This window comes from Rhodoferax ferrireducens T118, assembly GCF_000013605.1.
In the GTDB taxonomy this organism is placed as follows: domain Bacteria; phylum Pseudomonadota; class Gammaproteobacteria; order Burkholderiales; family Burkholderiaceae_C; genus Rhodoferax; species Rhodoferax ferrireducens.
In genome coordinates this window covers 1,069,421-1,093,556 of record NC_007908.1, presented here as the reverse complement: position 1 = coordinate 1,093,556, position 24,136 = coordinate 1,069,421, and the positions used below count along the sequence as shown (strand labels likewise).

Sequence of the window (24,136 nt, the reverse complement as noted above, 5' to 3'; positions counted from 1 at the left end):
AGATGGTGGCTGTCAGCAATGGGCACCAAAAAGTCCACTGGGAACGGCTTCTGACGGGCAATGAATTGGGCAACACGGTAGCTGACTGGCGTGACCGGCGGCAATGTGTCTTGACCTGTCGGCTGCCCGAAAAACTGCCCGACACCCAGGCTCGTGACTCTTTAAGACACATTGCTGTCCTTCACGCGGCCGAATTGGTCGCCCGAAAGCAGCCATTGAATTGTCGTCAAGCTCGGTTCGCAAACTGACGGCTGTTCATGCCCAGAGCGTTCAGCTGTCTCATTTCCTTGCCTGTGGGCAAGGAGGCATCAACATGGCCTAGGAAATATAGGGCAGCTTGGGAATCGGCAGGTTGTTTCGTACATGCAGAGCCCGGAGGGAGACTTTGGAGCAAGAGCCTTCCAGGTGCTTACGCAACAGGTCTTGTGCATTGGTTATATTGCCGCCTGCCACCGCCTTCAATACGGCCAGATGCTCGGACATAAAGGGGTCGCGTTTGGGCATGGGAGCCGACACACCTAGCACGTGTTTGCTCAGCGTCAGCAGACAGCGAGTTCGAGTTAAGCCTTGCAGCAACTCCTCGTTGCTGCATTTTGACAAAAGCTTCACATGGAAGTCATCCTCCAGCTTGTCAAGCTCTGTGCGGCTGATCGCAGGATAGGCACGCATGGCTGCGCGCAGTTCGCTCATCATGGCAGCGGTCTCATCTGACGTGACGCTGTCGATGGCGCTACGCAGGGCAGCAGGCTCTAGTAGCCAGCGCAATTCATACAGGTGCTTGATGCGTTCAGCATCCAGAGGCCGTACCACCCAGCGGGAGCGCTCGTCCTTTTCCACCAGTCCAACGCGCTCCAGGCGCATCAGCACATCATGCGCTACCATTCTCCCCACTTTGAAATTGCGTGCCATTTCAAGTTCGCTCACACGGTAGTTGCCAAACACCGACAGATTGACAACGTCGCGCTCTACCTCTTCGTAAATGGACTCCCAGCCATGGGTTTTTCGCACTGGTTCGTCGGATGTATTCATTCCAAGCATTACGGCAGTCAGCGTCACACGGCGGGGCTCAGTCTCCGCACCACCAACGATGACGCCACGCCCCTCAAAGCGGCTAACCAATCCCTCAGACTCCAAATCCTGCAGAGCCTGACGCACCGGTGTGCGAGTTGAACCCAGAATTTCCGCGACATGGCCTTCGAGAAGCACGGTGCCGGGCGCTATCAGTGCTGCTTGAATGGCCTTACGCAGCCTATCGGTGATGAGCGCATAAATAGGGGCTGCGCGAGTAGTGGTGTCCGGTCTGGCGCTCGAGAACTCAGTTGTTGCGCTTGGTGTTGACTTCATGCCCTGTCCTATTTGGAGTGCTTGCGGTGTTGCGCCCAGTGAATTTTGGATGCATGCGCCTGCAGAGGGATGAAATGTAGTGGATTTTCGCTTTTTCGTCTAATGTTGACAAAGTACAAATACTTATTGACTATTGCCATCACTAGTCACATAATTTAAAAAAATAGCAGAGACAGACAAACACAACGCCACCATGAGCAACAGCAACTTCCATTTCAGGCCGTGCAACTTCACCGAGATGCCTGCATGACTTACGTATTTGAATTTTCGGATGTACTTGCTGCATGGCCTCGACTGCTAAGCGGCCTAAAGTACACCGCTGAACTGTCTGCGGCGGGCATCGTCTTTGGCTTTGTGCTAGGGACCCTGTCCGCTATCGTGCGGCACCAAAAGTTGCCGGTACTCAATGGCATCGTCTCGGTCTACGTGGAGGCAATCCGCAACACACCGTTTCTCGTCCAGGCTTTTTTGGTGTTTTTTGGACTTTCCACCCTGGGTATTCGTTTGAGTGCAGAATTTTGTGCAGCACTCGCGCTGACCCTGAATGCCGGCGCATACACCTGCGAAATCATGCGGGCCGGGCTGGATGCCACCCACAAGGGTCAGATCGAGGCGGCAGAGTCCCTAGGCATGGGCTGGCCCGCCATTTACTGGCATGTGATGTTGTTGCCCGCAATCGAAAAGGTGTATCCGGCGCTGACCAGTCAATTTGTGTTGCTCATGCTGTCCACCAGCATCACCTCGCAAATCTCGGCCGAAGAATTAACCGGTGTCGCAAACATCGTGCAGTCGGAGACGTTCCGCAGCTTTGAGGTTTATCTGTTGGTGGGGGCGATTTATCTGGCTCTCTCATTTGTCTTCCGCATGATCTTTTGGGTCGTCGGAAAGCTGTGCTTTACCAGCACGCGGGTGCTTGGTCCTTCTTCTTAAGTGGAGACAGCATGATTTCAGGCATACAAATTCAATATCTGGGCGTGGCTGCTTTGTGGACAGTGGGTCTAACGCTTATGGCGCTGATCGGTGGCAGTATTCTGGGCTTCTGCATTGCGTTGTTCAGGGTCTCACCCAATAGTGTCTTGCGATACCTTTCTGTTGTGTACATCCAGACGATTCAAGGCATCCCTCTACTTGTCCTGCTGTTCATTGCCTATTTCGGCTTCAGTATTGCCGGCTTTAACCCCAGTCCATTTGTCACTGTCGTGGTTGCGTTCTCGCTTTATAGCGCGGCCTACTTGGGTGAGATTTGGCGTGGATGCATTCAGACAGTTCCAAAACCCCAATGGGAAGCCTCCGGCAGCCTGGGCTTTAACCGATACCAGCAGTTGCGTCTGGTCATTATTCCGCAGGCCTTTCGGATAGCTACACCGCCCACCGTGGGATTTCTGGTGCAGCTGGTGAAGAACACTTCGTTGGCATCAACTGTAGGGTTTATCGAACTGGCACGAGCAGGACAAATTCTCAATAACACCACGTTCAAACCGTTTTCCGTATTTTTGCTGGTTGCACTGTTTTACTTTGGACTGTGCTTCCCGCTATCTCTATTGAGCAAAAAGCTAGAAAGGTCTCTGAATGTCGCACATCGTTAATGTGGAGAACGTCCACAAGCGCTTCGGCCAAAACCATGTGCTCAATGGCGTATCTCTTGAGATTGAGCGTGGGCAGGTGGTTGCCATCATCGGGCGTAGCGGTTCCGGCAAAAGCACTCTGTTGCGCTGTCTAAATGGTCTGGAAAAAATAGATTCTGGATCTATCCGGGTCTGCGAAACCGAATTGAACGGACTGGCAAGTAAGGACTTGCTGCGTTTGCGCCAGCGCGTGGGGATTGTGTTTCAAGGCTACAACCTATTCCCACATCTGACAGTCAAGCGCAACGTGACTCTTGCGCTGACCAATATCAAAAAAATGTCTCTTGCCGAAGCTAATGCCATTGCCTCGAAGGTGCTGCAGCAGGTCGGTATGGCGGAAAAGCTGGAGGCTTATCCCGAAATGTTGTCCGGCGGTCAACAACAGCGGGTTGCCATTGCCCGGTCGCTGGCCATGATGCCAGAGCTGATTCTGTTTGACGAAGTCACCTCGGCCCTGGATCCCGAGTTGACCGGCGAGGTGCTGCGCACCATGGAAAACCTGGCCCGCGAAGGCATGACGATGACTTTAGTAACCCATGAGATGGCATTTGCAAAAAAGGTGGCCGACGTGTTGGTGTTCATGCACGCTGGCAAGGTCTGGGAAATCGGCTCCCCCAAGGAGCTGTTTGCCCATCCGAAAACCGAAGAACTGAACCGATTCATTAACAGCGAAATCAAGTAAGGAGACATCATGATTCAATCAAAAAAAATCATTTCCGCATTGGCAATTGCCCTGGTAGCCATATGCACATCTGTGCAGGCCGACACCTTGGCCAACATCAAGCAGAGAAATAAGGTACTCGTCGGCATCGATCTGACCTTTGCACCCTTTGGCAGCATGGACGCTGCAATGAAACCTATGGGGTCTGATGTGTCTGCGGCGAAGATGCTGGCCAAAGATCTGGGCGTGGAATTGGAAATTGTTCAACTGACCGGACCCAACCGTGTCCCTTATCTCCTGACCGGCAAGGTGGACATGGTCATCTCCTCGTTCAGTATCACGCCAGAACGCAAGAAAGTGATTGACTTCAGCGTTCCCTACAGTGTTTCGGAGTCAGTGATTCTGGCGCCCAAATCAGTCCAAATCACCAAGTTGCAGGACCTCGCAGGCAAACGTATTGGCCTGGTCCGCGGCAATCTCCAGGAAAACCTGCTCAAGCCCATCGCCCCCGAAGGCATGATACCGGTACGCTTCGATGACGATGCGTCCAACGTAGTGGCCCTGTTGTCGGGACAAGTAGATGCACTGGGCGGCTCGAAGGAGCTGCTACCCAACATTGCCAAGCAAAGCCCCGAGAAGCAGGTAGAGTCGAAGCTCTCCATTGGCATTCTTCCCCACGGCATTGGCATTCGTAAGGAAGACACGTCACTACTGAACTGGACCAATCAGTGGGTGATGGCTAACCTGAAGAACGGTCGCCTGAGCAATTCGTACAAAGAGGCCGTGGGATTCCCCTTGCCTGACATGAGCCAATTCATGCCCAAGTAAGACATTACTGAGGCTTTGAGCACCTAGACACTATTCACAAACGGAACCACAGAATGCAAAGTAACACGTCCTTACGGATTGGCTTGATTGGCTTAGGGTTGATGGGTCATGGGATCGGGCGCAATCTCCTTAAAAATGGATTTGCATTAACCGTTATGGGGAACGTTAACCGTGCACCCGTGGATAGCCTGGTGAGTCTGGGTGCCAACGAATCTAAAAGTGTGGCTGAACTGGTTGATGCCTCTGATGTGGTCATGCTCTGCGTGACCGGATCTCCGCAAGTTGAGTCATTGATGAACCGTGACCAGGGGATTCTCCAATCCATCCGTCCAGGGCAAATTGTGATTGATTGTTCCACTAGCCAGCCCAGTTCCAGCGCCATCATCAATGCGGCGTTGCTGGAGGCAGGTGCTCTATTCGTGGATGCCCCTCTGGGGCGCACACCTGCAGAAGCTGAGGCGGGGAAGCTCAACGTGATGGTAGGTGCAACCCCGCAGTTGCTGGAGCATATCCGTCCGGTGCTTCAGGCCTTTTGCGAGAACATCATTCATGTGGGAGAGGTGATTTCGGCGCAAAAGCTCAAGTTGATTAATAACTTTGCAGTGGTTGGTACCGCCGCATTGCTTACTGAAGCGCTACGAGCTTGTGATCAGGTTGGCGTATCACGCCAAGCTATGTATGACTTGATGAGCAAAGGCCCGCTTCAAGGTGGACTTCTGCAGGCGACGGTGGCGGAAATCCTCAGGGAGAACTATGCCGGCATGAAATTCTCGATCAATAACGCCTACAAGGACATTGGCTATTTCAACAATATGCTGGGCGCAACGGAGGCCAAGAATTCGCTTTCGTCCAGCCTGCTTGATGTGCTCGTTAACGCTGTTGACCAGGATTTGGGTGACAGCTACCTGCCTAACTTGGTGAAGGCTGTTTAGATGATGCATCTCGCCGTGCTACAGGCCGAGCTTAGCCCAGTTAAGTGGAGTTCTCTATGAACGCACCAGCAGCCATTCGATTGCACATCAATGACGATGTGGTGATTGCGCGCAATCAACTGATTTCGGGAACATTGATTGCTCAGGAATCTGTCACTGTCCAAGGGCTCATTCCGGCCGGTCACAAAATGGCTACCCGGAATATTGCAGAGGGCGAAGCGGTGCGACGCTATGGACAAATCATTGGATTTGCCAGTCGCCCCATTATGGCCGGGCAGCATGTGCATGTACACAATCTATCCATTGGTGACTTCAACCGAGACTACGCTTACGGCAAGGAATCAGTGGACACCGTGCCAGCAACCGAAGCGGCATTCTTCCAGGGCATTGTGCGGGGCGATGGCCGCGTTGCCACCCGCAACTACATCGGCATTCTGACCTCGGTGAACTGCTCGGCCACTGTAGCCCGTGCTATTGCAGACCACTTTCGGCGCGACATCCATCCCGAGGCCCTGGCTGCCTATCCGAACGTGGACGGCGTGGTCGCACTCACACACGGCGTAGGTTGCGCGATTGATCCGCAAGGGGAAGGGCTGGCCGTATTGCAGCGCACATTGGGGGGGTACGCCTGCCATGCCAACTTTGCAAGCGTGCTTATTATCGGCTTGGGATGTGAGACCAACCAGATCTCCGACTTGCTGGCTACCCAGGGTCTCAAGGAAAACGTGAGGCTACATACCTTCACCATTCAGGACACAGGCGGCACGGTCAAAACCATTCAACACGGCATTGACCGCATCCAAGAAATGCTGCCGGCTGCGAATGCGGTGCAGCGCCAGACAGTCTCAGCCAGTCATCTTGTGGTCGGCCTGCAATGCGGTGGATCCGATGGCTATTCCGGCATTTCAGCCAATCCGGTGCTGGGGGCTGCGGTGGACCTGCTGGTGCGCCAGGGCGGCACGGCCATTCTTTCCGAGACTCCGGAGATATATGGCGCCGAGCATTTGTTAACACGCCGAGCAGTGACCCCGGCTGTGGGTGAGAAGCTGGTGCAGCGTATTCGCTGGTGGGAAGACCACTGTAAACGCAATGGTGCGTCTATGGACAACAACCCCTCTTCGGGCAACAAGGCCGGCGGGTTGACCACTGTGTTGGAAAAATCGCTCGGTGGCATTGCCAAGGGCGGATCCACCAACCTGGTAGAGGTGTATGAATACGCCCAGCCAGTGCGCGCCCAGGGCCTGGTGTTTATGGACACGCCGGGCTATGACCCGATCTCTGCGACCGGCCAGGTGGCAGGAGGTGCCAACCTCATCTGCTTTACCACCGGCCGCGGCTCGGCGTATGGCTGCGCGCCCACGCCGTCACTGAAGTTGGCCACCAACACTGCTCTATGGCAGCGCCAGGCCGATGATATGGATATTAACTGTGGCGATGTGCTTGACGGCAGCGCCACGATTGCCGAATTGGGACAGCGCTTCTTCCAGATGATGCTGGAAACCGCATCCGGAAGGCAGTCGCGCAGCGAATTGCACGGTTATGGCCAAAACGAATTCGTTCCCTGGCAGTTAAGCGTCATCACCTAATGACCCCGCGCGCTTCCGTGTGTAACTCGCCAGCGCCCCATCGTCAACACCACTTTAGTCCCCTTTATGAGCCCTTTACCCCAAGCCCGCTTCCAGGGCGTCTTTCCCGTGGTGCCCACCACATTCACTGAAACCGGCGAACTTGACCTTGCCAGCCAAAGACGTTGCGTCGATTTCATGATCGATGCCGGCTCCAACGGCCTGTGCCTGCTGGCCAACTTCTCGGAGCAGTTTTTGCTCTCGGATGACGAGCGAGACGTGCTGACCCGAACCATGCTGGAGCATGTGGCCGGTCGGGTGCCGGTGATTGTGACCACCACCCACTTCAGCACCCAGGTCTGCGCTCAGCGCAGCCGGCGCGCCGAGGATTTGGGCGCTGCCATGGTGATGGTGATGCCGCCCTACCACGGCGCCACCTTTCGCGTCTCCGAAGAGAGAATTTACGAGTTTTATGCCGGGCTGTCGGATGCGATTGACATTCCCATCATGATCCAGGACGCGCCCGCCAGTGGCACTGTTCTGTCGGCCGCCTTTCTGGCCCGCATGGCCACGGAGATCAAGCAGGTGGCCTATTTCAAGATCGAAACCGCCGGTGCCGCCTCCAAGCTGCGCGAACTGATCCGCCTGGGCGGGGCTGCCATCGAGGGCCCATGGGATGGCGAAGAAGCCATCACCCTGCTACCCGATCTGGACGCGGGCGCGACCGGGGCGATGACCGGCGGCGCTTACCCCGACGGCATTCGCCTGATTGTGGACGCCTATTGCGCCGGTCGGCGTGAAGAAGCCATCGCCCATTACCAGCAATGGCTGCCCCTGATCAACTATGAAAACCGCCAGGGCGGCATCCTGAGCGCCAAGGCGCTGATGAAGGAAGGCGGCGTCATTGCCTGCGAAGCACCGCGCCATCCCTGGCCCTCCATGCACCCCGCGGTTCGCGCGGGCCTGATCGAGACCGCACAGCGCCTGAATCCGATGGTGCTGCGCTGGGGCAAATAAATCCACAAGAACGAGAGCACACGGCCATGGCAATTCAAAAACACGACAACCTGATCAACGGCCAATGGGTCGTGGGTGCCCACTACGCCCCCAACATCAATCCGTCCAATATTGCCGACGTCATCGGTGACTACACCCAGGCCGATGCAGCGCAACTCGATGCAGCGGTCAAGGCAGCCCAAGCCGCCCTCCCCGCCTGGTCCACCGGCAACATCCAGGCCAGAGCCGATGCGCTGGACAAGATCGGCACCGAGATCCTGGCCCGGCGTGAAGAACTCGGCACCCTGCTGGCCCGTGAAGAAGGCAAGACCTTGCCCGAAGGTATTGGCGAGGTCAGCCGTGCCGGCAATATCTTCAAGTTCTTCGCCGGTGAATGCCTGCGCCTGAGCGGTGAAATCGTGCCCTCGGTACGCTCCGGCGTCAGCGTCGAGATCACCCGCGAACCGGTGGGCGTGATCGGCCTGATCACCCCCTGGAACTTCCCTATCGCCATTCCGGCCTGGAAGACCGCCCCGGCGCTGGCCTATGGCAACTGCGTGGTGCTCAAACCGGCGGACCTGGTGCCCGGCTGTGCCTGGGCCCTGGCCGAGATCATCAGCCGCAGCGGCATCCCGGCGGGCGTGTTCAACCTCGTGATGGGCCGCGGCAGCGTCATCGGAGACCCCTTGGTCAACCACCCCGGCATCAACGCCATCAGCTTCACCGGCTCGCAGGGCGTGGGCAATCGCATTGCCCAGCAATGCGCCGCCAACCTCAAGAAGGTGCAGCTGGAGATGGGGGGCAAGAACCCGCAGGTCATCCTGGACGACGCTGACCTGGCGCAGGCGGTCGAGCTCAGCGTGCAAAGCGCGTTCTTCTCGACCGGCCAGCGCTGCACGGCAGCGAGCCGGCTCATCGTCACCGACGGCATTTACCCCAAGTTCCTTGGAGCCATGAAACAACGCATGGCGGGCCTCAAGATCGGTGACGCCCTGGGCGCCGGCATCGACATTGGACCGGTGTCTTCCCGAGCCCAACTAGAGCAAGACCTGAGCTACGTGGAGATCGGCAAGGCCGAAGGCGGCTTGCTGGTGGCCGGTGGCGAACGCCTGAAGCTCAGCGCCGAGGGCTTCTACCTGGCGCCTGCGCTTCTGACCGACACCACGGCGGCCATGCGCATCAACCGGGAGGAAGTGTTCGGCCCGGTGGCCAGCATCATCCGGGTCAAGGGTTACGAGGAAGCACTGCGAGAGGCCAACAACACACCCTATGGCCTCTCAAGCGGCATTGCCACCACCTCGCTCAAATACGCGAGCCACTTCAAGCGCCACAGCCAGGCCGGCATGGTGATGGTGAACCTGCCGACCGCCGGTGTCGACTACCACGTGCCCTTTGGCGGCCGCAAGGGCTCGAGCTACGGCTCGCGTGAGCAGGGCCGTTATGCGCAGGAGTTCTTCACTACGGTGAGAACAACCTATATTTCCTGCTAAAAATCACCGACGGATAAGTCAAATACGGAGGGACTCCCCATTTTCCGGTAACGGCATTATCTCAAGCGCCCGAAGTTTGCCGCGCAAAGCAAGCGCTTCAGCGCCGAGCAAAGAAGCCTGCTCGACGAAACGCTTGATGAGGACATGCAAGCGGTGAGCGACGAGATCGAACAGCTCACCTCGGACGATAAGCCTGTACGGGTCAAGGGTCAACCCAAACGCCAGCCATTGCCAGCCAACCTGCCAGGAATCTAGATCCACCACGAACCCAACGCCACTACCTGCAGTTGCGGCTGTCAGATGAAACGCAACGGTGAAGATGTCGCCGAGAAGCTGGACTACCAGCCTGGCGTCTTCAGTGTCGAGCGCCATGTGCGCAGCAAATGGGCGTGTGCAAAGTGCCAAACCCTGATCCAGGCCTCGGTGGATGCGCACATCATCGACAAGTACATCCCCATCACCGGTTTGCTGACCCAGGTGCTGGTGGCCAAGTTTATCGATCATCTAACGCTTTACCGCCAGGATGCCATCTTTGATCGTGCGGGTGTCGCACTACCGCGCTCTACACTGGGAGCATCGGTGGGCAGCCGGAAAGCGGTCTGTCGTGAGTGACTCTTTACGCTGCGTTGCCGACGGACATCGCCGAAAACTGATCGTCACCCTCGAATGACTGGTTCCGAGTTTTGAGGCCGGGAAAATGATGAAATTGGACCCGCGACGGCAATGACCGGTTACGGGAAATCATCGCAATCCCAGGCTTCGTCGCGACCGACCGGTTCCGCTGCACACTTGCCGCAGGCTTTTTCGCCGCCAATGTCGGCAATGTGAATCTGTCGAGTTGGATTGAAGGGCAGCTTTATGGAACTCCGCCGTCAATCCGGTGAGCATCACTTGTTGGGTCCAATGGCTGGTATAGGGCAGGAATTTCAAGAAAGTCATCGTCGGCAATAGGCACATTAGAGCCAGCGATGACGGACCGGTTTACGGCAGCCGAAGCGTTAAAATTGCCAAGTCCAGCCGCCACAAAACCCAATCGTTGTGCCAAATGGTGTAAAGCTGTTTACGACTTTAAATCGACGTGTTGTCAATTTGCCACGCCGCAAACCCGCATGGATGTTGGGTGCCTGTTTACGACTTTAATTGCTCAGAATAACTGGAACAAATAAAGTCCGTCGAAGTGTTCCTCGCAAGTAAGCGTGTAAGCATTGGGCTAGCTTCCATGCGGTTTTCGGCTTGCTGGATTTGGACACGATTTTTAAAGTCGTAAACAAGGGTGTGGGCTAGCAATCCGATTGACCGAAAAGCGATGGTAGCTCAGGAAACTGCGGCGTTTGGCGGGTCTCGGCCATCTGCGGTCATCCGTCCGTGACGACTAATTGGTAGTTGAACTGATAGATCGTGCCTACTTTCTGCATCCACGTCTCGTCCGGAGTCTTGTCCAGGAACGCTTTGCTTGCGCGATCAGCGGGCGAGAGCCCGCTTTTATGAACACAGGAACCCGTCGCGCAGAGAAAACCGATCCATTGCATCGGATGATGCAGTCTGTTGCGGCCAGTGCCAAATTGACCAGGTGGGGGTACGGCGTAAATCTTGGACTGGTTTATGCCGCAACCGTCGGCCCCATCCGGTCCCGCCTTGCCAGCGCCGGAAACAGCCTGAACCATCCCGCAGCGATCAATACCGTACCGACGCCTCCAATGACCACAGAGCCCACCGCGCCAAACAGGGCTGCAGTGGCTCCCGACTCGAATTCCCCCAACTGGTTGGAGGCACCAATGAACATCGAGTTGACCGCCGACACCCGGCCCCGCATCTCGTTGGGTGTTTCCAACTGAACCAGGGTTGATCGCGTCACCACGCTGATGCTGTCGGCGGCCCCGGCAATCGCCAGTGCCACCAGCGACAGCCCAAAATGGCTGGAAAGACCAAAGACAATGGTGGCCACGCCAAAAATGGCAACGGCCGCCAACAGCCGGCGACCCACGTGTCTGGTCAGCGGCCAGCGCATGATCGCCAGCGACATCATCAGTGCACCCACCGCAGGAGCAGATCGCAGTACCCCTAGCCCGATTGGCCCGGTATGCAGGATGTCCCGTGCATAAATCGGCAGCAAGGCCGTGGCACCACCGAGCAGCACCGCAAACAAGTCCAGGGAAGTTGCGCCCAGCAAGACCTTGCGGTGCCAGACAAAGGTGAATCCAGCGAGAACAGTCTGCCAGGTGGCGGCCAGATGGGCTTGCTGGTGCTGGTAGCGCACCAGCAAGGCCAGCATGGCAGACACCAGGAGCAGGAGAGCGCAAGTGACATAGACGGTTGTGGCCCCTGTCGTGTACAGCATGCCGCCAAGTGCTGGTCCACCAATGATGGCCACTTGCATGCCGCTGGAGCTCAAAGCTACCGCACTTTGCAGCATGTCCTGCGGCACAAGCTGAGGGGTCAATGCCTGTTGTGCTGGCATCTGGAAGGCACGAGCCACCCCCAACAACACCGAAATGCCAAGAATCAACTCGCGTGAGGCAAAGTGGAACTGGGTGGCGAAGATCAGCACCAACGCCACCACCGCCTGAATGCCCATGCAGGCCGCAAAGATGCGACCTCGATGAAATCGGTCGGCAGTGTGCCCTGCAGGCAGCATCAGAACAAGGGCGGGTACAAACTGAAACAATCCCACCAAACCGAGATCCCAGGCACTGGAGGTGATGTCATACATGTGCCAGGCCACCCCCACCATGAGCATTTGATTGGCGCTCACGCCGGCAAGTCTGGCGAACCAAAAGCGCATGAATTGACGGTGGGCAAATAACCTGCGGACGCTTCTTCTGGACATGGGTTAGCTTAACGGAGGCGCAGTTGGTTGATCAGTTATCCAAAGTTAAGCAAGCATCACGCCTGCCAGACCCCATAGCCACCCTCACGCAGATCAATGCCCAGTTCGACTTCGAGACTCTTGGCTTCGTCATAAGTCAACGGGTTGTACAGCGTATAAAGCTCCGGCACTAAGCGCAGGCCGAACGCCTGAACAAAGCGGTTGGCTTGGATTCCTGCTTTGTGCTTGTCAAAACGTACATCCGGATCCAGACCTGTCATGCCGACATAGACACAGGGCTTGCCGTGAAGGTAGTTGGGGTTGGATCGCATAAACCGGGCGTTCAACAGCACGTCCTTGGACAGTTCAACCACGTAGACGTGATAGTGCTTTCGCCGGGTCATGATGAATGGGTAGCTCGCTCTCGGCTAATCAGAGTATGTTCATTGGGCAACTTTGCCTCTGCCTGCAGCCGATCCCAAGGGTACTGGCGCGTTCAAATCCGGTGTCAGGTTTGGAGCGGGTGCTGCACCCATAGTGGCATTCTAAAACCGACGGCCATGCTCACTCAAGGACGTGGCGCTATTAACGAACTACCTCCCGCCAACATGTTTCGAAATCAGTCGACCGACCGTCCGTCCGTTGGCTGGCTGACTACAAGTAGCCAGATGATCTTCAATATACCAATTAGTAAGTATGCCAAGTGATAAAGTCGCCATAGACCAAGCACCAGCAAAGTAAGTAAGCTCTTTGTGAGCACCAGCATGAACTTCCACCTCCTTCATCTGCGCTCGCTCAAAACCAGAGTAACGCTCTTTACGTTGACCATTTTCATGGTCAGCATGTGGACGCTGGCCTTTAACACCAACCGAATGTTGCACGCGGATATGGAGCGCGTGCTGGGCGAACGGCAATTCGCCACGGTTTCCATGAAGGCCGAAGAGGTCAATGAGGAACTGGAGCGCCGCATGCAGGCGCTGGAGAATGTTGCCCACCGAGTGAGCCCGGCCCTGTTGGCCAATCCGGCGGCCTTACAGGCACTCCTGGAAGAGCATGTGATTCTGCAGAGCCTGTTCAACGGTGGCACCTATGTCACCCGCACGGATGGCACCGCGATTGCCAGTCTTCCGGTTTCAGCGAACCGAATCAGCATCAACTACCTTGACCGGGATTACCTGGCCGCAGCCCTCAAGGAAGGGAGAACGATAGTTGGTCGACCAGTCTTAGGCAAGTCCATAAATGCGCCGATTCTCGGCATCGGGCTCCCGATTCGCGATACGAAGGGACTGGTAATTGGCGCCCTGGCCGGTGTGATCAACCTGGGCCAGCCCAATTTCCTGGACAAGATTGCAGCCAGCCACTACGGCAAGACCGGCGGCTACCTGCTGATTGCACCGCAGCACAATCTGTTTATCACCGCCACCGACAAGAGCCGCATCATGCAGCCGCTCCCGGCCCCGGGCCTCAATCCGATGCAGGACCGGTACATGCAAGGCTTCAACGGATTTGGGACCGCCGTGAACTCGCATGGCATAGAAATGTTATCAGCGGCGCAGCGGGTTCCGGTCGCTGGCTGGGTCGCTATCGCCTTGCTGCCCACAGCAGAGGCTTTTGCCCCGATCAACGTCATGCATCAGAGGATGCTGCTGACGACCCTCTTTCTTACCCTGCTGGCAGGTGCTCTAACCTGGTGGGTGTTGCGGCGCGAACTGTTGCCGCTGTTCAAGGCGGCACGCAGCTTGGCCACCCAGGCAGAAACAGACCAGCTCCCGCAGCCCTTGCCACTCACCAGACAGGACGAAACCGATCAACTGATCAGTGGCTTCAATCGGCTACTGCAGACCTTGACGAGACGGGAAGAGTCCCTGAAGGAGAGCGAAGAGCAGCACCGACGGCTGATTGATAACAGCCACGATGTGATCTACACGCTAACTAAAGCGGGGGTATTTACCTTCATGTCGTCGGCCTGGACCGCGCTGCTGGGGCATCCGCTCAACCAGGTCGTCGGGCAGACAGTCTTTACTTTTGTTCATCCGGAAGATGTTGCCGTGTGCACGGCGTTTATGCAAGGCGTAATGGCGACAGGGCAATCGCTAGAGGGCATCGAATTGCGTCTTCGCCACCTCGACGGAGGCTGGCGTTGGTTCCACACCAATGCAGTTCCGTTAAAGAACGAAACCGGGAAAGTCATTGGTTTACAGGGAAGCGCGATGGACGTCACCGTGCGCAAACTGGCAGAGGAAGATACCCGCATCGCTGCTACCGCCTTCGAGTCACAGCAAGGCATGATCATTACCAATGCCGAGAAAGTGATCCTGCGCGTCAACAAGGCTTTCACCGAGATTACCGGCTACACGATGGAAGAAGCTTTGGGCCAGACGCCAAGACTGCTCAAATCAGATCGCCATGACGCAGGCTTTTATGGCGCCATGTGGGCGAGCGTCGCGCGTAGCGGGTCATGGCAAGGCGAAATATGGAGACAACGCAAGAGTGGCGAGCAGTATCCAGAATGGCTCAGCATCAACGCGGTGAAAGACGCTGCAGGGCTGGTCACTCACTACGTTGGCGTCTTCAGCGATATCACTGAACGCAAAATATCCGAAGAAAAAATCGATCGACTGGCCTTCTACGACGCCTTGACCGGCTTGCCCAATCGCCGACTCATGATCGATCGGCTGCAGCAGGCCTTGGCCGCCACCGCCCGCCACCACTGCAAGGGCGCGCTGCTGCTCGTTGATCTGGATAACTTCAAAACCCTCAATGACACCCTGGGCCATGACCAGGGCGATCTGCTACTGCAGCACGCCGCCAGGCGTCTGTCTGCATGCCTGCGCGAGAGCGACACCGTGGCCCGCGTAGGCGGTGATGAATTCATCGTGTTGATGGAAGACATGAGCCAGAGTGACCAAGAAGTTGCCACCCAGGCCAAGGCCCTGGGCGAAAAAATCATCGACACGCTCGGCCAGCCCTACCAGTTCGGCAGTTCCTCGCATTACAGCACCGCCAGCATCGGCATTACCCTGTTTGACGGCGCTCAGCAGGAAAGCACCGAAGAACCCATGAAGCAGGTTGAACTGGCCATGTACCAGGCCAAGGCTGCAGGTCGAAACACCCTGCGTTTCTTTGATCCACAGATGCAGGCTGTGGTCACCGCTCGTGCTGTGTTGGAGAACGGCTTGCGAGAAGCGCTGGAGCAAAACCAGTTCCTTCTTCACTACCAGGCCCAGATGGTCGGCGGGCGCCAGATCACAGGGGTTGAAGCACTGGTGCGCTGGCGGGACCCGCGGCGCGGCATGGTGTCGCCGGTCGAGTTCATTCCATTGGCAGAAGAAACCGGGCTGATCCTGTCGCTCGGTCAATGGGTATTAGAAACTGCCTGCACCCAGTTGGCACGATGGGCGACCCGGGCCGAGATGGAGCATCTGACAGTGGCGGTGAATGTTAGCGCGAACCAATTTCAACAGGGCGACTTCGTCGAGCAGGTGCTGGCAGTGCTGGAGCGCACCGGCGCCAACCCGAATCGGCTCAAGCTGGAGCTGACCGAGAGCATGCTGATATCGAATGTTGAGGGTGTCATCGCCAAGATGAGTGCACTCAAAGGAAGAGGAGTGTGTTTCTCACTCGATGATTTTGGCACCGGCTATTCGTCGCTGTCGTACCTCAAGCGCTTGCCACTGGATCAACTGAAGATCGATCAAGGCTTCGTGCGCGACATCCTGATAGATTCCAACGACGCTGCCATTGCCAAGATGGTGATCGCCCTGGCCGAGAGTTTGGGACTGTCGGTCATCGCTGAAGGGGTCGAAACCGAGGCGCAGCGCGACTTTCTGGCTGGTCTGGGCTGCCATGCTTATCAAGGTTATCTGTTTTGCAAGCCTTTGCCGCTGGAGGAGTTCGAGGCGTTTTTGCAACGGGCTTGAAACTCATTCGGTGACAGCTTTGGGGCGAGCAAGAGCCGGCCGCCAAGCGCCTTGATTTCAGCGACTTTATTGAATTTCCATACAGGTATAAAAATTCCGACACACTGCACAGATCGTTTTGGTCGATTCTAGGCTTCAATCAAGCAGACACTTGCGAGGTCTCGCAAGTTCTTCTCTTTAAATAGATAAATTCGGAATCAGCCGGCTTTCACTGCCAATACCGGGCATGAGACAGAAAGCAGAATGTCCTGCGCTACGCTCCCCATAATGAGTTTGCCCACAGCGGTGCGTTTTCGCAGTCCGATGACCAGCAATGAGATATGCAGAGAGTCGATCAGGGCCTCAATTTCCGAGACGGCACTCGCGCCCCGAACAAACTGCTTGAATTCCGCCTCAAGACCCGACGCTGCAAGCAATGCCTCAACTCGTTCGACATCTGCGACTTCCGCCAGAGAGGCATCATCTTTTGAGCCCCCAGGTCCCGCATTGACGACCACCAAGCGTTCCTTCCGGCTTCTGGCAATTTCTATGCCTTTGTCCAATGCAGCCTGCCCTTCGGGACGTGGCGCATAAGCTACGAGTATGGTCATGGTGTCTTTCTTGGTTGTGAAGGAAAGCAGCGGGAGTCAACTTTGCTAATTAACGTGTTGGAAGGTTGTAATAGAGAGCGGTCCGCCCCAGGTTCTTACGCACAACACTCAATTCCTGTCGGGCAATGGTGCGCAGATGGACCTCGTCGGGACCGTCAAAGAAGCGCATGGCGCGACCCCAGGTCCACAAGTCGGGCAGCGGCGTGTCGGGGGTGAGCCCCATGGCGCCAAAAACCTGGATCGCCCGGTCGACAACCTTGGTCTGCAATTGCGCAGCCACCAACTTTATCGCCGACACATCGACCCGGGCCGCTGCATTTCCTTTCTGGTCCATGAGCCAGGCCGCACGCAACACCAACAAGCGGGCTTGGTCAATTTCGACACGCGATTGCGCGATCCAGTCCTGCACATTGGCAAAGTCGCTCAGATGCTTGCCGAATGCGACACGCCCCAGTGCTCGCTCGCACATCATCTCCAGTGCCAACTCGCATTGGCCGATCGTGCGCATGCAATGGTGAACACGGCCCGGTCCGAGGCGTGCCTGAGCCAGCGCAAAGCCTTTGCCTTCCGTGCCGAGCAGGTTGGAGACCGGAACCCGCACATTGCGAAAAATTACCTCGCAATGGCCCTCGGGGGCATGGTGGTTCATGATGGGCACATTGCGCACAATCGAGAAGCCCGGGGTGTCCATTGGAACCAGCACCATGGAATGGCGGCTGTGTGCATTGGCTTCGGGATCCGAGTCGGTCACGCCCATCACGATGCAAAGCTTGCAATTGGGGTGGATCGCCCCTGTGGTAAACCACTTGCGCCCGTTGATCAGGTAATGATCGCCGTCGCGTCTGATCGAAGTTGAGATGTTGGTTGCGTCGGATGAAGCGACGTCCGGCTCGGTCATGCCAAAGCATGAACGCACCTGCCCTTCAAGCAGCGGCGTCAGCCAGGCCGCCTTCTGCTCAGGCGTCCCGAACAAGTGCAGTAGTTCCATGTTCCCGGTATCGGGTGCATTGCAATTGAAGATTTCTGAAGCCCAGGAGAGTCGCCCCATTATCTCGGCCAGAGGCGCGTATTCCAGGTTGGCAAGTTGCACACCAGGTTCATCAGCCTTCAAACCCGGCAAGAACAGGTTCCACAAGCCCTGCGCCCTAGCCTTGCCTTTGAGATCATCGATCAGAGCCATCGGGTATTCGCCCTGACCCGTGATCCTGACCCACTCGGCGTTGGCCGGCAACACGTGGTCGTCCATAAAGGTCAGCAGCTTTTCTTGCAGCGCGCTTACTTTTTCTGTGTATCCGAAATCCATTGAAAGTCTCCAGTTTGGTGTTAAAAAATGCCTTCGATTGTCTGAACCGCGCGGCGAGCAAATCCAGCAGCCATTTCCCCGGTCTGCGCCGCATTGGCCGCAATGGCAGTGCCACTGCGCGCACGCGCTGCAATGCCTTCAAAGATCACGGCCAGGCGAAACAAGGAAAACGCGACATGAAAAGGGGCCACCCTGCCCGCTCCAGGAAATGTCGCGTAATAACGAGACAGGTATTGCGAAGCGCTCGGAATACCCAGCCCTGCGTGATCCAGACCTCGCATGCCCATGTACTCGGTTGGCAACAAACGCCAGGCCAGTGCACTGAACGCCAGATCGGCGAGCGGATGGCCCAGGGTCGAAAGTTCCCAGTCGAGAACACCAACGACACGGGGTTCGATCGGGTGAAACATCAGGTTGCCTATGCGAAAGTCGCCGTGGGCGATCGTCGTCAACTCATCCGGTGGCACATGCAGGGGTAGCCACTGCACGAGACGGTCGATATCTGGCAGGTCACGGGTTTTCGACAGCTCCCACTGTTTTGTCCAGCGACCGATCTGTCGCCCAAAGAAATTTCCTTCGCGACCGTAATCGGTCAATCCCAGTACCTTCCAATCGACCTGATGCAAACGGGCCAGCGTATCGGCCATGTCGAAATACATCGCACGCCGGTCCGCGGGCGAAACGCCCGGCAGCGAGCAGTCTGCGAAAACCCGCCCCTCCAGCCGCTCCATCACATAAAACGGCGTGCCTATCACTTCGGGGCGCGCGCAATACGCCAGCACCTTTGGAACCGGCACATCGGTTACAGCCAGCGCCTGCATGACGCGGTACTCCCGATCCACCGAGTGAGCCGACGGCAGAACCGGCCCTGCCGGGCGCTTGCGCAGCACCAGGCGAGCCTCCGGGTAGGTCACAAAGTAAGTTGGATTTGATTGCCCACCGGCGATGGGCGTGATTTCCATTGCACCGCCAACATGCGCAACGTGGGCGCGCAAGTAGGCATCTAGCGCGTTCGGCTCGAAGCCCAACTCGGCAGCCGTAAGGGATGGCCGCAGCACCGCCGCGGGAGAATCGCTGTCAGGTATCACAGTACTCATTTGTTCTCCACCGGACGAACCGGATGCTTTTCAAAAACTGCTTGCGCCGCCTCGGTGGCAGCATCGCGCATCTGGCGCTTGAGCAACTTACCATTGGCGTTGCGCGGCAAAGGCTCAGAGCTGAGTGTGAATGTTTCAGGAACTTTGTAATCGGACATCCGCTCTGCGCAAAACATCTTCAATGAATCGGCGCTGGCCCCGTCGCGCACTACCACAAAGGCGTGCACGCGTTCGCCAAGCACCGGGCAGGGTCGACCCACCACAGCAGACTCGATCACTTGTGGATGCGATGCCAATACCGCTTCAACCTCGCTCGAAAACACCTTGTAGCCGCCACGGTTGATCACGTCCTTGATTCGATCCAGTATCCTGACAAAGCCGCTGTCATCCATCGTTCCGATGTCCCCCGAATGCCAAAAGCCGTCGGTAAAGCTCTCCGCTGTGGCTGTCGGGTTCTGCCAATAGCCCTTGACGACCATGGGACCCCGAATCCAGATTTCTCCGCTCGTTCCGGTTGGCAGCGGTGTGCCATCAAAATCAGCAATGATGATTTCAGCGCACGGTACTGAAATGCCGACGGTGTCGGTGTGACTGGCCGTGGAGCCCGGCGGCGTCATGGTCGCCGGCGAAGTGGTCTCGGTCGCACCGTATGCGTTCATCAGTTCCAGTCCGCCGAGCTTGCTTGCCAGGGCCTCGATGGTCGCTGGCGGCATCGGAGCGCCACCATACGCACCGAGGCGCCAGCTCTTGAGCGCGGGGCCGGAGAAGTCCGGCTGCAGCAGGCACAGGTTGTACATGGCCGGCACCATGAGGGTGTGCGTCATGCGCTCGCGCTCGGCCAACTGCAGGAACTGCTTGGCCTTGAACACCGCCATGACAATCAGCGTCATCGCGCAGCGCACCGCCGTCAGGACCAGCGCCACCAGCCCTGTCACATGACTCATCGGAACCGAGATCACACTGCGATCAGCAGGACCCAGACCCATGCAGGCCTCGTAATGCATGGTCGAATGAACGACCCCCAGGCTGGTCAGAATCGCGCCCTTCGGACGCCCGGTCGTACCGGAGGTATACAGGATGTAAGCGGCGTCTTCTTCAGACCCCGCATAAGCCTGCACTGGCGCGGCGCCTCGACCCGCCAAGGCAATTTCGTCCAACGCCTGGCAACCCGGTTGCTGCGACAGACAAACACGCAAGCGCACACCGGGAAGCAGCGCGGCATCGGGCAGACGCGCCACCGTCTCGCTGTCACAGAATACCGCGCAGCAGCCTGAGTTTTCGAGCATGTAGGCGATCTCGGACGCGCTCGAGCGCGTGCCGATTGGCACCGCGATGACACCCATTCGGGCGAGCGCAAAGATGATCGTTACAAAAGACGCGCTATTGCCGAGCACCAGCGCGGCCCGGTCGCCCGGCACGAGTCCCGCACTTGCAAGGCCGCTTGCCAATTCATCCGCGCGCCCCTGCACCTCATGCCAGCGCAACCGCAGATCGCCGTCGACCAGTGCTTCACCCTCGGGGAAGCGCGCCACAGCGTCAGACAGCAGCGCGTAGACACTCCTTGGCCGATCGGCAAAGCAGCGAATCCGCCGGTCATCAAAATGCAGCTCTTCCTGGATGCGCGGAACGGCAGAAAACCACAGTGACTCCGTCATGCGACCTCCTGCGCTTCGACGACTGAATTGGCGCCGCGTTCAATGACAAAACTATGGTCAAAGAGGTTGCCGGAATGATTGACATCGGACTGGGAAATCAAGACAGCCAATTTTGAACCTTTAAGTTGGTGAATGACATCGGCCAAACGCATCGACAAGGCTGGCGCCACGCCCTCGAAGGGTTCGTCCAGCAGCAGCAGGCGCGTACCCACTGCCAATGCGCGGCACAGTGCCACCAGTTTTTGCTGCCCGCCGGAGAGTTGCAGCGCGCGCCGGGCCCGCATGTCCGCAACCTCGGGCATCAGGCCGTAGACAAAGGCCAAACGATCTTCACGGTTCAGCGTCTTGCTGACCCAGATCGGCAGCAGAATGTTTTCTTCCACCGTCAATTGCGGCACCAGCCCGCGATCTTCCGGCATGTAGCCGATGCCCAACGCAGCCCGCTCATGCCGTGCATGCTGGTCCAGGCTCTCGCCGCGAAACTCGATGCGGCCCGAAGTGGGCGGCAGATGCCCCATCACGGTCCGCATGAAAGTTGTCTTGCCCGCGCCATTGCGTCCCATCAAGCCGACCATTTCGCCTTCGCGAATCTGCACGTTGAGATCGCGCAGCGCGGGCATCAACTGAATGTTCACGGCAAGGTGAGATGCCGATAACAGTAGCTCGCTCATTGGGCGCCTCCTGTGACGTAATTGCGCACATCCTGATTGGCCATCACCTCGGCCGGCGAACTATCCGCGATAACACGACCGCTGTAGAAGGCGATGACCCGCTCGGAGAAATTCGCGACGATTTCCATGTCGTGTTCAACGAACAGAATCGTTACGGCCTCGTCTTGCATGGCGCCCATGACCCGTTCCATGGTCGGAAATTTCTCGTCGGCGCTGACACCGGAGGTCGGCTCGTCGAGCAGCAACAGCTTCGGTCGCCGTGCCAGTGCCATTGCGATGTCCAGTAATTTTCTGACGCCGCCCGCCAGTTGCATCACCGGCCGACTCGCATAGGCCTGAAGTTGAAATTTTTCGAGCAGGGCCTGCGCGCGCTCGCGCGCCGCAGGACTGTCGGCCGGTTGCCAAAGAGATTGCCGATTCTCCGAGGCAGCAACAGCCACCAGCAGGTTCTCCAGCGCCGTCAGTTCCAGGCACAGCATGGGAATCTGGAAGGACCGGCAGATACCCATGCCGGCAATCGACTGGTGCGACAAGTGTGTGATGTCATGCTCATTGAGCAAGATCTGGCCGGCATCGGGCTTCAGATAACCGGTGACCATGTTCACAAAGGTTGTCTTGCCAGCACCATTGCTGCCAATCACACTGAGTCGCTGGCCGGCCGGAATATCGATACAGATGTCGTCGGCCGCCACAACAGCCCCGAAACGCTTCCTTAGGCCACGGGCAGAAAGCAGGGGCTTGTTCATGACTGCCCCCCTGTCACAGAAGGAACAGCCAGGGCGGGTTCCGCCTTGCGCCTGCCAGACGCGGGCCACAATGAGCCCAGACCTTCAGGACGGAACATGATGACCAGCAGCATGAACGTGCCCAGCGCCAACTGCCACGTGTTCGGGAAATAGAGATTCGAAAATGAGCGCACGATCTCTAGCAGAAGCGACGCGGCAAAAACCGCTGGGACACGCCGGTAGCCAGCCAATACCGCCACAAAGACCAACTCGCCCGAGGTAGTCCAGTTGGCAAAATTGGGTTCGACATGGCCCAGCGCCTGCGCTGTGATGGACCCACTGGCGCCACCCAGCAAGGCGCAGATAACGAAGCTCGTTCCCAACGAGCGGCGGGCCGAGGCACCCAGGTATTCAACGCGCAATGGATTGCCGCGGACCGCCAGGGCCATCAGACCCGCCGCAGAATTCCAGTACACAGAGACCAGCCAGCCGGCCGCAACCGAGACGACGACGGTCAGGCAATACAGCACATATTCCGCGTTCCCGCTATGAAGCGCCATGCCCAGCACGGTCGGCTTGACGATGTTGATGCCGTCGGAACCGCCCAATGCCGACGACTTGGAGAGCAGGCCGAACATGACCATTGACAGGGCCAGGGTCAGCATGGCAAAGAAGATCCCCCGGTAGCGAACCAGCAACGGGGCGCAGATGGCGCCAATCAGGCCCGCAACCAGCGTCCCGAGAAAAATACGCAGGACTGCATCCTGCACGCCCAACAGCGTCGGCGCCAGCGCCGCGGCATAAGCACCCAGCGCAAAGAACATGCCCTGCCCGAAGGTGGCGCCACCGCCGCGCATCAGGACAACAATGCCCAATACCGCCAGACCATTCGAAGCTGACATGGTGACAAGAAACTGCAGCCAAGTCGGTGCCAGCTGGCCAGCAAGAAGGAGAACGACGGCGGCAACGACGGCCATCTGAAACGATTTTGTGGCACTCATCAGATTAACCTCGCCTTGACACTCTGGAACAATCCTTCAGGGCGAAAGATCAGCACTGCCGCCATCACCAGGTAAATGCTGAAGAGCTCGATCTCGGGCAGCAGGTGAACGGCCAGGGAACGCGCAACGCCGACGACCAGCGCGCCCACGGCTGCGCCCTGGATACTGCCCAGGCCACCAATGATGACCACCGCGAAACTGATGATGATGACGCTGACCGAGAGTCCCGGCTGGACCGAGATCATGGGCGCCGTGAAGGCGCCGCCGAGCGCGGCCAGAAAGACACCGACCGTGAAGGCGACAACATAAACGCGCTGGATATTGACACCCATGCTGGCACTCATTTCCGGGTTGTGAATGACAGCCAGAACGATTTTTCCACTGGTGGTTCGGTTCAGGACGTACCATGTGATCAGGCCGCAAACCGCAGCGAGTACCATGAGAAACAGGTCATAACCGCCGATGCGCATACCAGCAAACAGGACATTCCCGAATAGCTGAGCCGGTTCCGAAACATAGTAGGGATTGACGCCCCAGATCAGCTTCGTAACGTCCTCCAGCATGAGAAATAAGGCGTACGTGACCAAGAGAAGAACCACTTCATCACGACCGTAATAGCGCGCCAGCAGGCCGCGCTCAAGCAGCGGACCCACCGTCACTGCCACTGCCACCGCTGACAGCAGCATGGCGACGAGGGAAAAGGCCGGCGGCAGGCCAAGCGCCGCGGCCAAAGCCACGGCCGTGGCCGCAGCGTAGGCCCCGATGGCATACACGCTGCCGTGCGCCATATTCAGGATCTTGAGAACCCCAAACACGAGTGTCATGCCCAATGACACAATGAACAGCCATGATGCGTAGGCAACCGCATCAATGACGATTGGAAAGACAATTTGCACGGCAGCAATCCTTCAGTACGCGTTGAAAAAA

21 protein-coding genes and 1 pseudogene are annotated in these 24,136 nt (G+C 57.5%); 10 read left to right on the top strand and 12 right to left on the bottom strand.

Annotated elements, in window-relative coordinates; all coding sequences use genetic code 11:
• Window positions 1–318: 318 nt before the first annotated feature.
• Window positions 319–1,344 carry a GntR family transcriptional regulator gene (locus RFER_RS05165; protein ID WP_011463344.1) on the bottom strand — a complete coding sequence of 342 codons (1,026 nt, stop codon included), beginning with the start codon at window positions 1,342–1,344 and terminating at the stop codon, window positions 319–321.
• Window positions 1,345–1,590: 246 nt separating this feature from the next.
• Here RFER_RS05165 and RFER_RS05160 point away from each other — a divergent pair, with 246 nt between their 5' ends.
• From RFER_RS05160 to RFER_RS05125, 8 genes are all read left to right on the top strand, one after another.
• A complete protein-coding gene (locus RFER_RS05160) occupies window positions 1,591–2,274 on the top strand; it encodes an amino acid ABC transporter permease (protein WP_011463343.1) in 684 nt (227 codons plus the stop codon).
• A gap of 11 nt (window positions 2,275–2,285) precedes the next feature.
• Entirely contained in the window at window positions 2,286–2,930 is a 645-nt protein-coding gene (locus RFER_RS05155) for an amino acid ABC transporter permease (RefSeq protein ID WP_011463342.1), read from the top strand.
• Window positions 2,914–3,651: an amino acid ABC transporter ATP-binding protein gene (locus RFER_RS05150; RefSeq protein ID WP_041790198.1), complete on the top strand. Its 738-nt coding sequence runs from the start codon at window positions 2,914–2,916 to the stop codon at window positions 3,649–3,651. Before RFER_RS05155 ends, RFER_RS05150 begins: the two co-directional genes overlap by 17 nt.
• Window positions 3,652–3,660: 9 nt before the next feature.
• A complete protein-coding gene (locus RFER_RS05145; protein ID WP_011463340.1) occupies window positions 3,661–4,458 on the top strand; it encodes a transporter substrate-binding domain-containing protein in 798 nt (265 codons plus the stop codon).
• A 53-nt stretch (window positions 4,459–4,511) separates the two neighbouring features.
• Complete coding sequence (locus RFER_RS05140) at window positions 4,512–5,390, top strand: NAD(P)-dependent oxidoreductase (RefSeq protein WP_011463339.1); 879 nt, start codon at window positions 4,512–4,514, stop codon at window positions 5,388–5,390.
• A gap of 56 nt (window positions 5,391–5,446) precedes the next feature.
• Window positions 5,447–6,976 (top strand): UxaA family hydrolase, encoded by a 1,530-nt coding sequence (locus tag RFER_RS05135; RefSeq protein ID WP_011463338.1) that lies wholly within the window; start codon window positions 5,447–5,449, stop codon window positions 6,974–6,976.
• A 66-nt stretch (window positions 6,977–7,042) separates the two neighbouring features.
• On the top strand, window positions 7,043–7,972 hold the full coding sequence (locus tag RFER_RS05130; RefSeq protein WP_011463337.1) for a dihydrodipicolinate synthase family protein: 930 nt from the start codon (window positions 7,043–7,045) through the stop codon (window positions 7,970–7,972).
• Window positions 7,973–7,998: 26 nt separating this feature from the next.
• A complete protein-coding gene (locus tag RFER_RS05125) occupies window positions 7,999–9,441 on the top strand; it encodes an aldehyde dehydrogenase family protein (protein WP_011463336.1) in 1,443 nt (480 codons plus the stop codon).
• A gap of 18 nt (window positions 9,442–9,459) precedes the next feature.
• On the opposite strand, the gene RFER_RS25080 is transcribed toward RFER_RS05125, so the two are convergent.
• Entirely contained in the window at window positions 9,460–9,702 is a 243-nt protein-coding gene (locus RFER_RS25080) for a hypothetical protein (protein ID WP_425057097.1), read from the bottom strand.
• Here RFER_RS25080 and RFER_RS23325 point away from each other — a divergent pair.
• A pseudogene (locus RFER_RS23325) lies at window positions 9,649–10,026 on the top strand (transposase); the annotation flags it as partial. The gene RFER_RS25080 and the pseudogene RFER_RS23325 overlap by 54 nt on opposite strands.
• A gap of 1,015 nt (window positions 10,027–11,041) precedes the next feature.
• Here the strand turns inward: RFER_RS23325 and RFER_RS05110 are convergent.
• Window positions 11,042–12,268: an MFS transporter gene (locus tag RFER_RS05110; protein ID WP_011463286.1), complete on the bottom strand. Its 1,227-nt coding sequence runs from the start codon at window positions 12,266–12,268 to the stop codon at window positions 11,042–11,044.
• Window positions 12,269–12,324: 56 nt separating this feature from the next.
• The gene (locus RFER_RS05105) at window positions 12,325–12,651 is read right to left on the bottom strand and encodes a hypothetical protein (RefSeq protein WP_011463335.1); all 327 of its coding nucleotides are present in this window, start codon (window positions 12,649–12,651) and stop codon (window positions 12,325–12,327) included.
• Window positions 12,652–13,011: 360 nt separating this feature from the next.
• Here RFER_RS05105 and RFER_RS05100 point away from each other — a divergent pair, with 360 nt between their 5' ends.
• The gene (locus RFER_RS05100; protein ID WP_011463334.1) at window positions 13,012–16,167 is read left to right on the top strand and encodes an EAL domain-containing protein; all 3,156 of its coding nucleotides are present in this window, start codon (window positions 13,012–13,014) and stop codon (window positions 16,165–16,167) included.
• 197 nt (window positions 16,168–16,364) lie between these two features.
• On the opposite strand, the gene RFER_RS05095 is transcribed toward RFER_RS05100, so the two are convergent.
• Genes RFER_RS05095 through RFER_RS05060 form a run of 8 tightly spaced genes read right to left on the bottom strand, consistent with a single transcriptional unit; the run spans window position 16,365 to window position 24,105 of the window.
• Complete coding sequence (locus tag RFER_RS05095; protein WP_011463333.1) at window positions 16,365–16,757, bottom strand: universal stress protein; 393 nt, start codon at window positions 16,755–16,757, stop codon at window positions 16,365–16,367.
• A gap of 49 nt (window positions 16,758–16,806) precedes the next feature.
• Window positions 16,807–18,060: an acyl-CoA dehydrogenase family protein gene (locus RFER_RS05090; protein WP_011463332.1), complete on the bottom strand. Its 1,254-nt coding sequence runs from the start codon at window positions 18,058–18,060 to the stop codon at window positions 16,807–16,809.
• 20 nt (window positions 18,061–18,080) lie between these two features.
• Window positions 18,081–19,157, bottom strand: a complete 1,077-nt coding sequence (locus RFER_RS05085) for a phosphotransferase family protein (RefSeq protein ID WP_011463331.1) — start codon at window positions 19,155–19,157, stop codon at window positions 18,081–18,083.
• Entirely contained in the window at window positions 19,154–20,812 is a 1,659-nt protein-coding gene (locus RFER_RS05080) for a class I adenylate-forming enzyme family protein (protein ID WP_011463330.1), read from the bottom strand. The genes RFER_RS05085 and RFER_RS05080 overlap by 4 nt, the downstream gene beginning before the upstream one ends.
• On the bottom strand, window positions 20,809–21,483 hold the full coding sequence (locus RFER_RS05075) for an ATP-binding cassette domain-containing protein (RefSeq protein WP_011463329.1): 675 nt from the start codon (window positions 21,481–21,483) through the stop codon (window positions 20,809–20,811). The genes RFER_RS05080 and RFER_RS05075 overlap by 4 nt, the downstream gene beginning before the upstream one ends.
• On the bottom strand, window positions 21,480–22,229 hold the full coding sequence (locus tag RFER_RS05070; RefSeq protein ID WP_011463328.1) for an ABC transporter ATP-binding protein: 750 nt from the start codon (window positions 22,227–22,229) through the stop codon (window positions 21,480–21,482). Before RFER_RS05070 ends, RFER_RS05075 begins: the two co-directional genes overlap by 4 nt.
• Window positions 22,226–23,209, bottom strand: a complete 984-nt coding sequence (locus RFER_RS05065; protein ID WP_011463327.1) for a branched-chain amino acid ABC transporter permease — start codon at window positions 23,207–23,209, stop codon at window positions 22,226–22,228. The genes RFER_RS05070 and RFER_RS05065 overlap by 4 nt, the downstream gene beginning before the upstream one ends.
• Window positions 23,209–24,105, bottom strand: a complete 897-nt coding sequence (locus RFER_RS05060; RefSeq protein WP_011463326.1) for a branched-chain amino acid ABC transporter permease — start codon at window positions 24,103–24,105, stop codon at window positions 23,209–23,211. The genes RFER_RS05065 and RFER_RS05060 overlap by 1 nt, the downstream gene beginning before the upstream one ends.
• Window positions 24,106–24,136: the final 31 nt, after the last annotated feature.

Bases quoted from the DNA above. Each gene is read 5' to 3' on its own strand.
- RFER_RS05165 (WP_011463344.1), bottom strand. From the start codon at position 1,344: ATGAAGTCAACACCAAGCGCAACAACTGAGTTCTCGAGCGCCAGACCG.
- RFER_RS05160 (WP_011463343.1), top strand. From the start codon at position 1,591: ATGACTTACGTATTTGAATTTTCGGATGTACTTGCTGCATGGCCTCGA.
- RFER_RS05155 (WP_011463342.1), top strand. From the start codon at position 2,286: ATGATTTCAGGCATACAAATTCAATATCTGGGCGTGGCTGCTTTGTGG.
- RFER_RS05150 (WP_041790198.1), top strand. From the start codon at position 2,914: ATGTCGCACATCGTTAATGTGGAGAACGTCCACAAGCGCTTCGGCCAA.
- RFER_RS05145 (WP_011463340.1), top strand. From the start codon at position 3,661: ATGATTCAATCAAAAAAAATCATTTCCGCATTGGCAATTGCCCTGGTA.
- RFER_RS05140 (WP_011463339.1), top strand. From the start codon at position 4,512: ATGCAAAGTAACACGTCCTTACGGATTGGCTTGATTGGCTTAGGGTTG.
- RFER_RS05135 (WP_011463338.1), top strand. From the start codon at position 5,447: ATGAACGCACCAGCAGCCATTCGATTGCACATCAATGACGATGTGGTG.
- RFER_RS05130 (WP_011463337.1), top strand. From the start codon at position 7,043: ATGAGCCCTTTACCCCAAGCCCGCTTCCAGGGCGTCTTTCCCGTGGTG.
- RFER_RS05125 (WP_011463336.1), top strand. From the start codon at position 7,999: ATGGCAATTCAAAAACACGACAACCTGATCAACGGCCAATGGGTCGTG.
- RFER_RS05110 (WP_011463286.1), bottom strand. From the start codon at position 12,268: ATGTCCAGAAGAAGCGTCCGCAGGTTATTTGCCCACCGTCAATTCATG.
- RFER_RS05105 (WP_011463335.1), bottom strand. From the start codon at position 12,651: ATGACCCGGCGAAAGCACTATCACGTCTACGTGGTTGAACTGTCCAAG.
- RFER_RS05100 (WP_011463334.1), top strand. From the start codon at position 13,012: ATGAACTTCCACCTCCTTCATCTGCGCTCGCTCAAAACCAGAGTAACG.
- RFER_RS05095 (WP_011463333.1), bottom strand. From the start codon at position 16,757: ATGACCATACTCGTAGCTTATGCGCCACGTCCCGAAGGGCAGGCTGCA.
- RFER_RS05090 (WP_011463332.1), bottom strand. From the start codon at position 18,060: ATGGATTTCGGATACACAGAAAAAGTAAGCGCGCTGCAAGAAAAGCTG.
- RFER_RS05085 (WP_011463331.1), bottom strand. From the start codon at position 19,157: ATGAGTACTGTGATACCTGACAGCGATTCTCCCGCGGCGGTGCTGCGG.
- RFER_RS05080 (WP_011463330.1), bottom strand. From the start codon at position 20,812: ATGACGGAGTCACTGTGGTTTTCTGCCGTTCCGCGCATCCAGGAAGAG.
- RFER_RS05075 (WP_011463329.1), bottom strand. From the start codon at position 21,483: ATGAGCGAGCTACTGTTATCGGCATCTCACCTTGCCGTGAACATTCAG.
- RFER_RS05070 (WP_011463328.1), bottom strand. From the start codon at position 22,229: ATGAACAAGCCCCTGCTTTCTGCCCGTGGCCTAAGGAAGCGTTTCGGG.
- RFER_RS05065 (WP_011463327.1), bottom strand. From the start codon at position 23,209: ATGAGTGCCACAAAATCGTTTCAGATGGCCGTCGTTGCCGCCGTCGTT.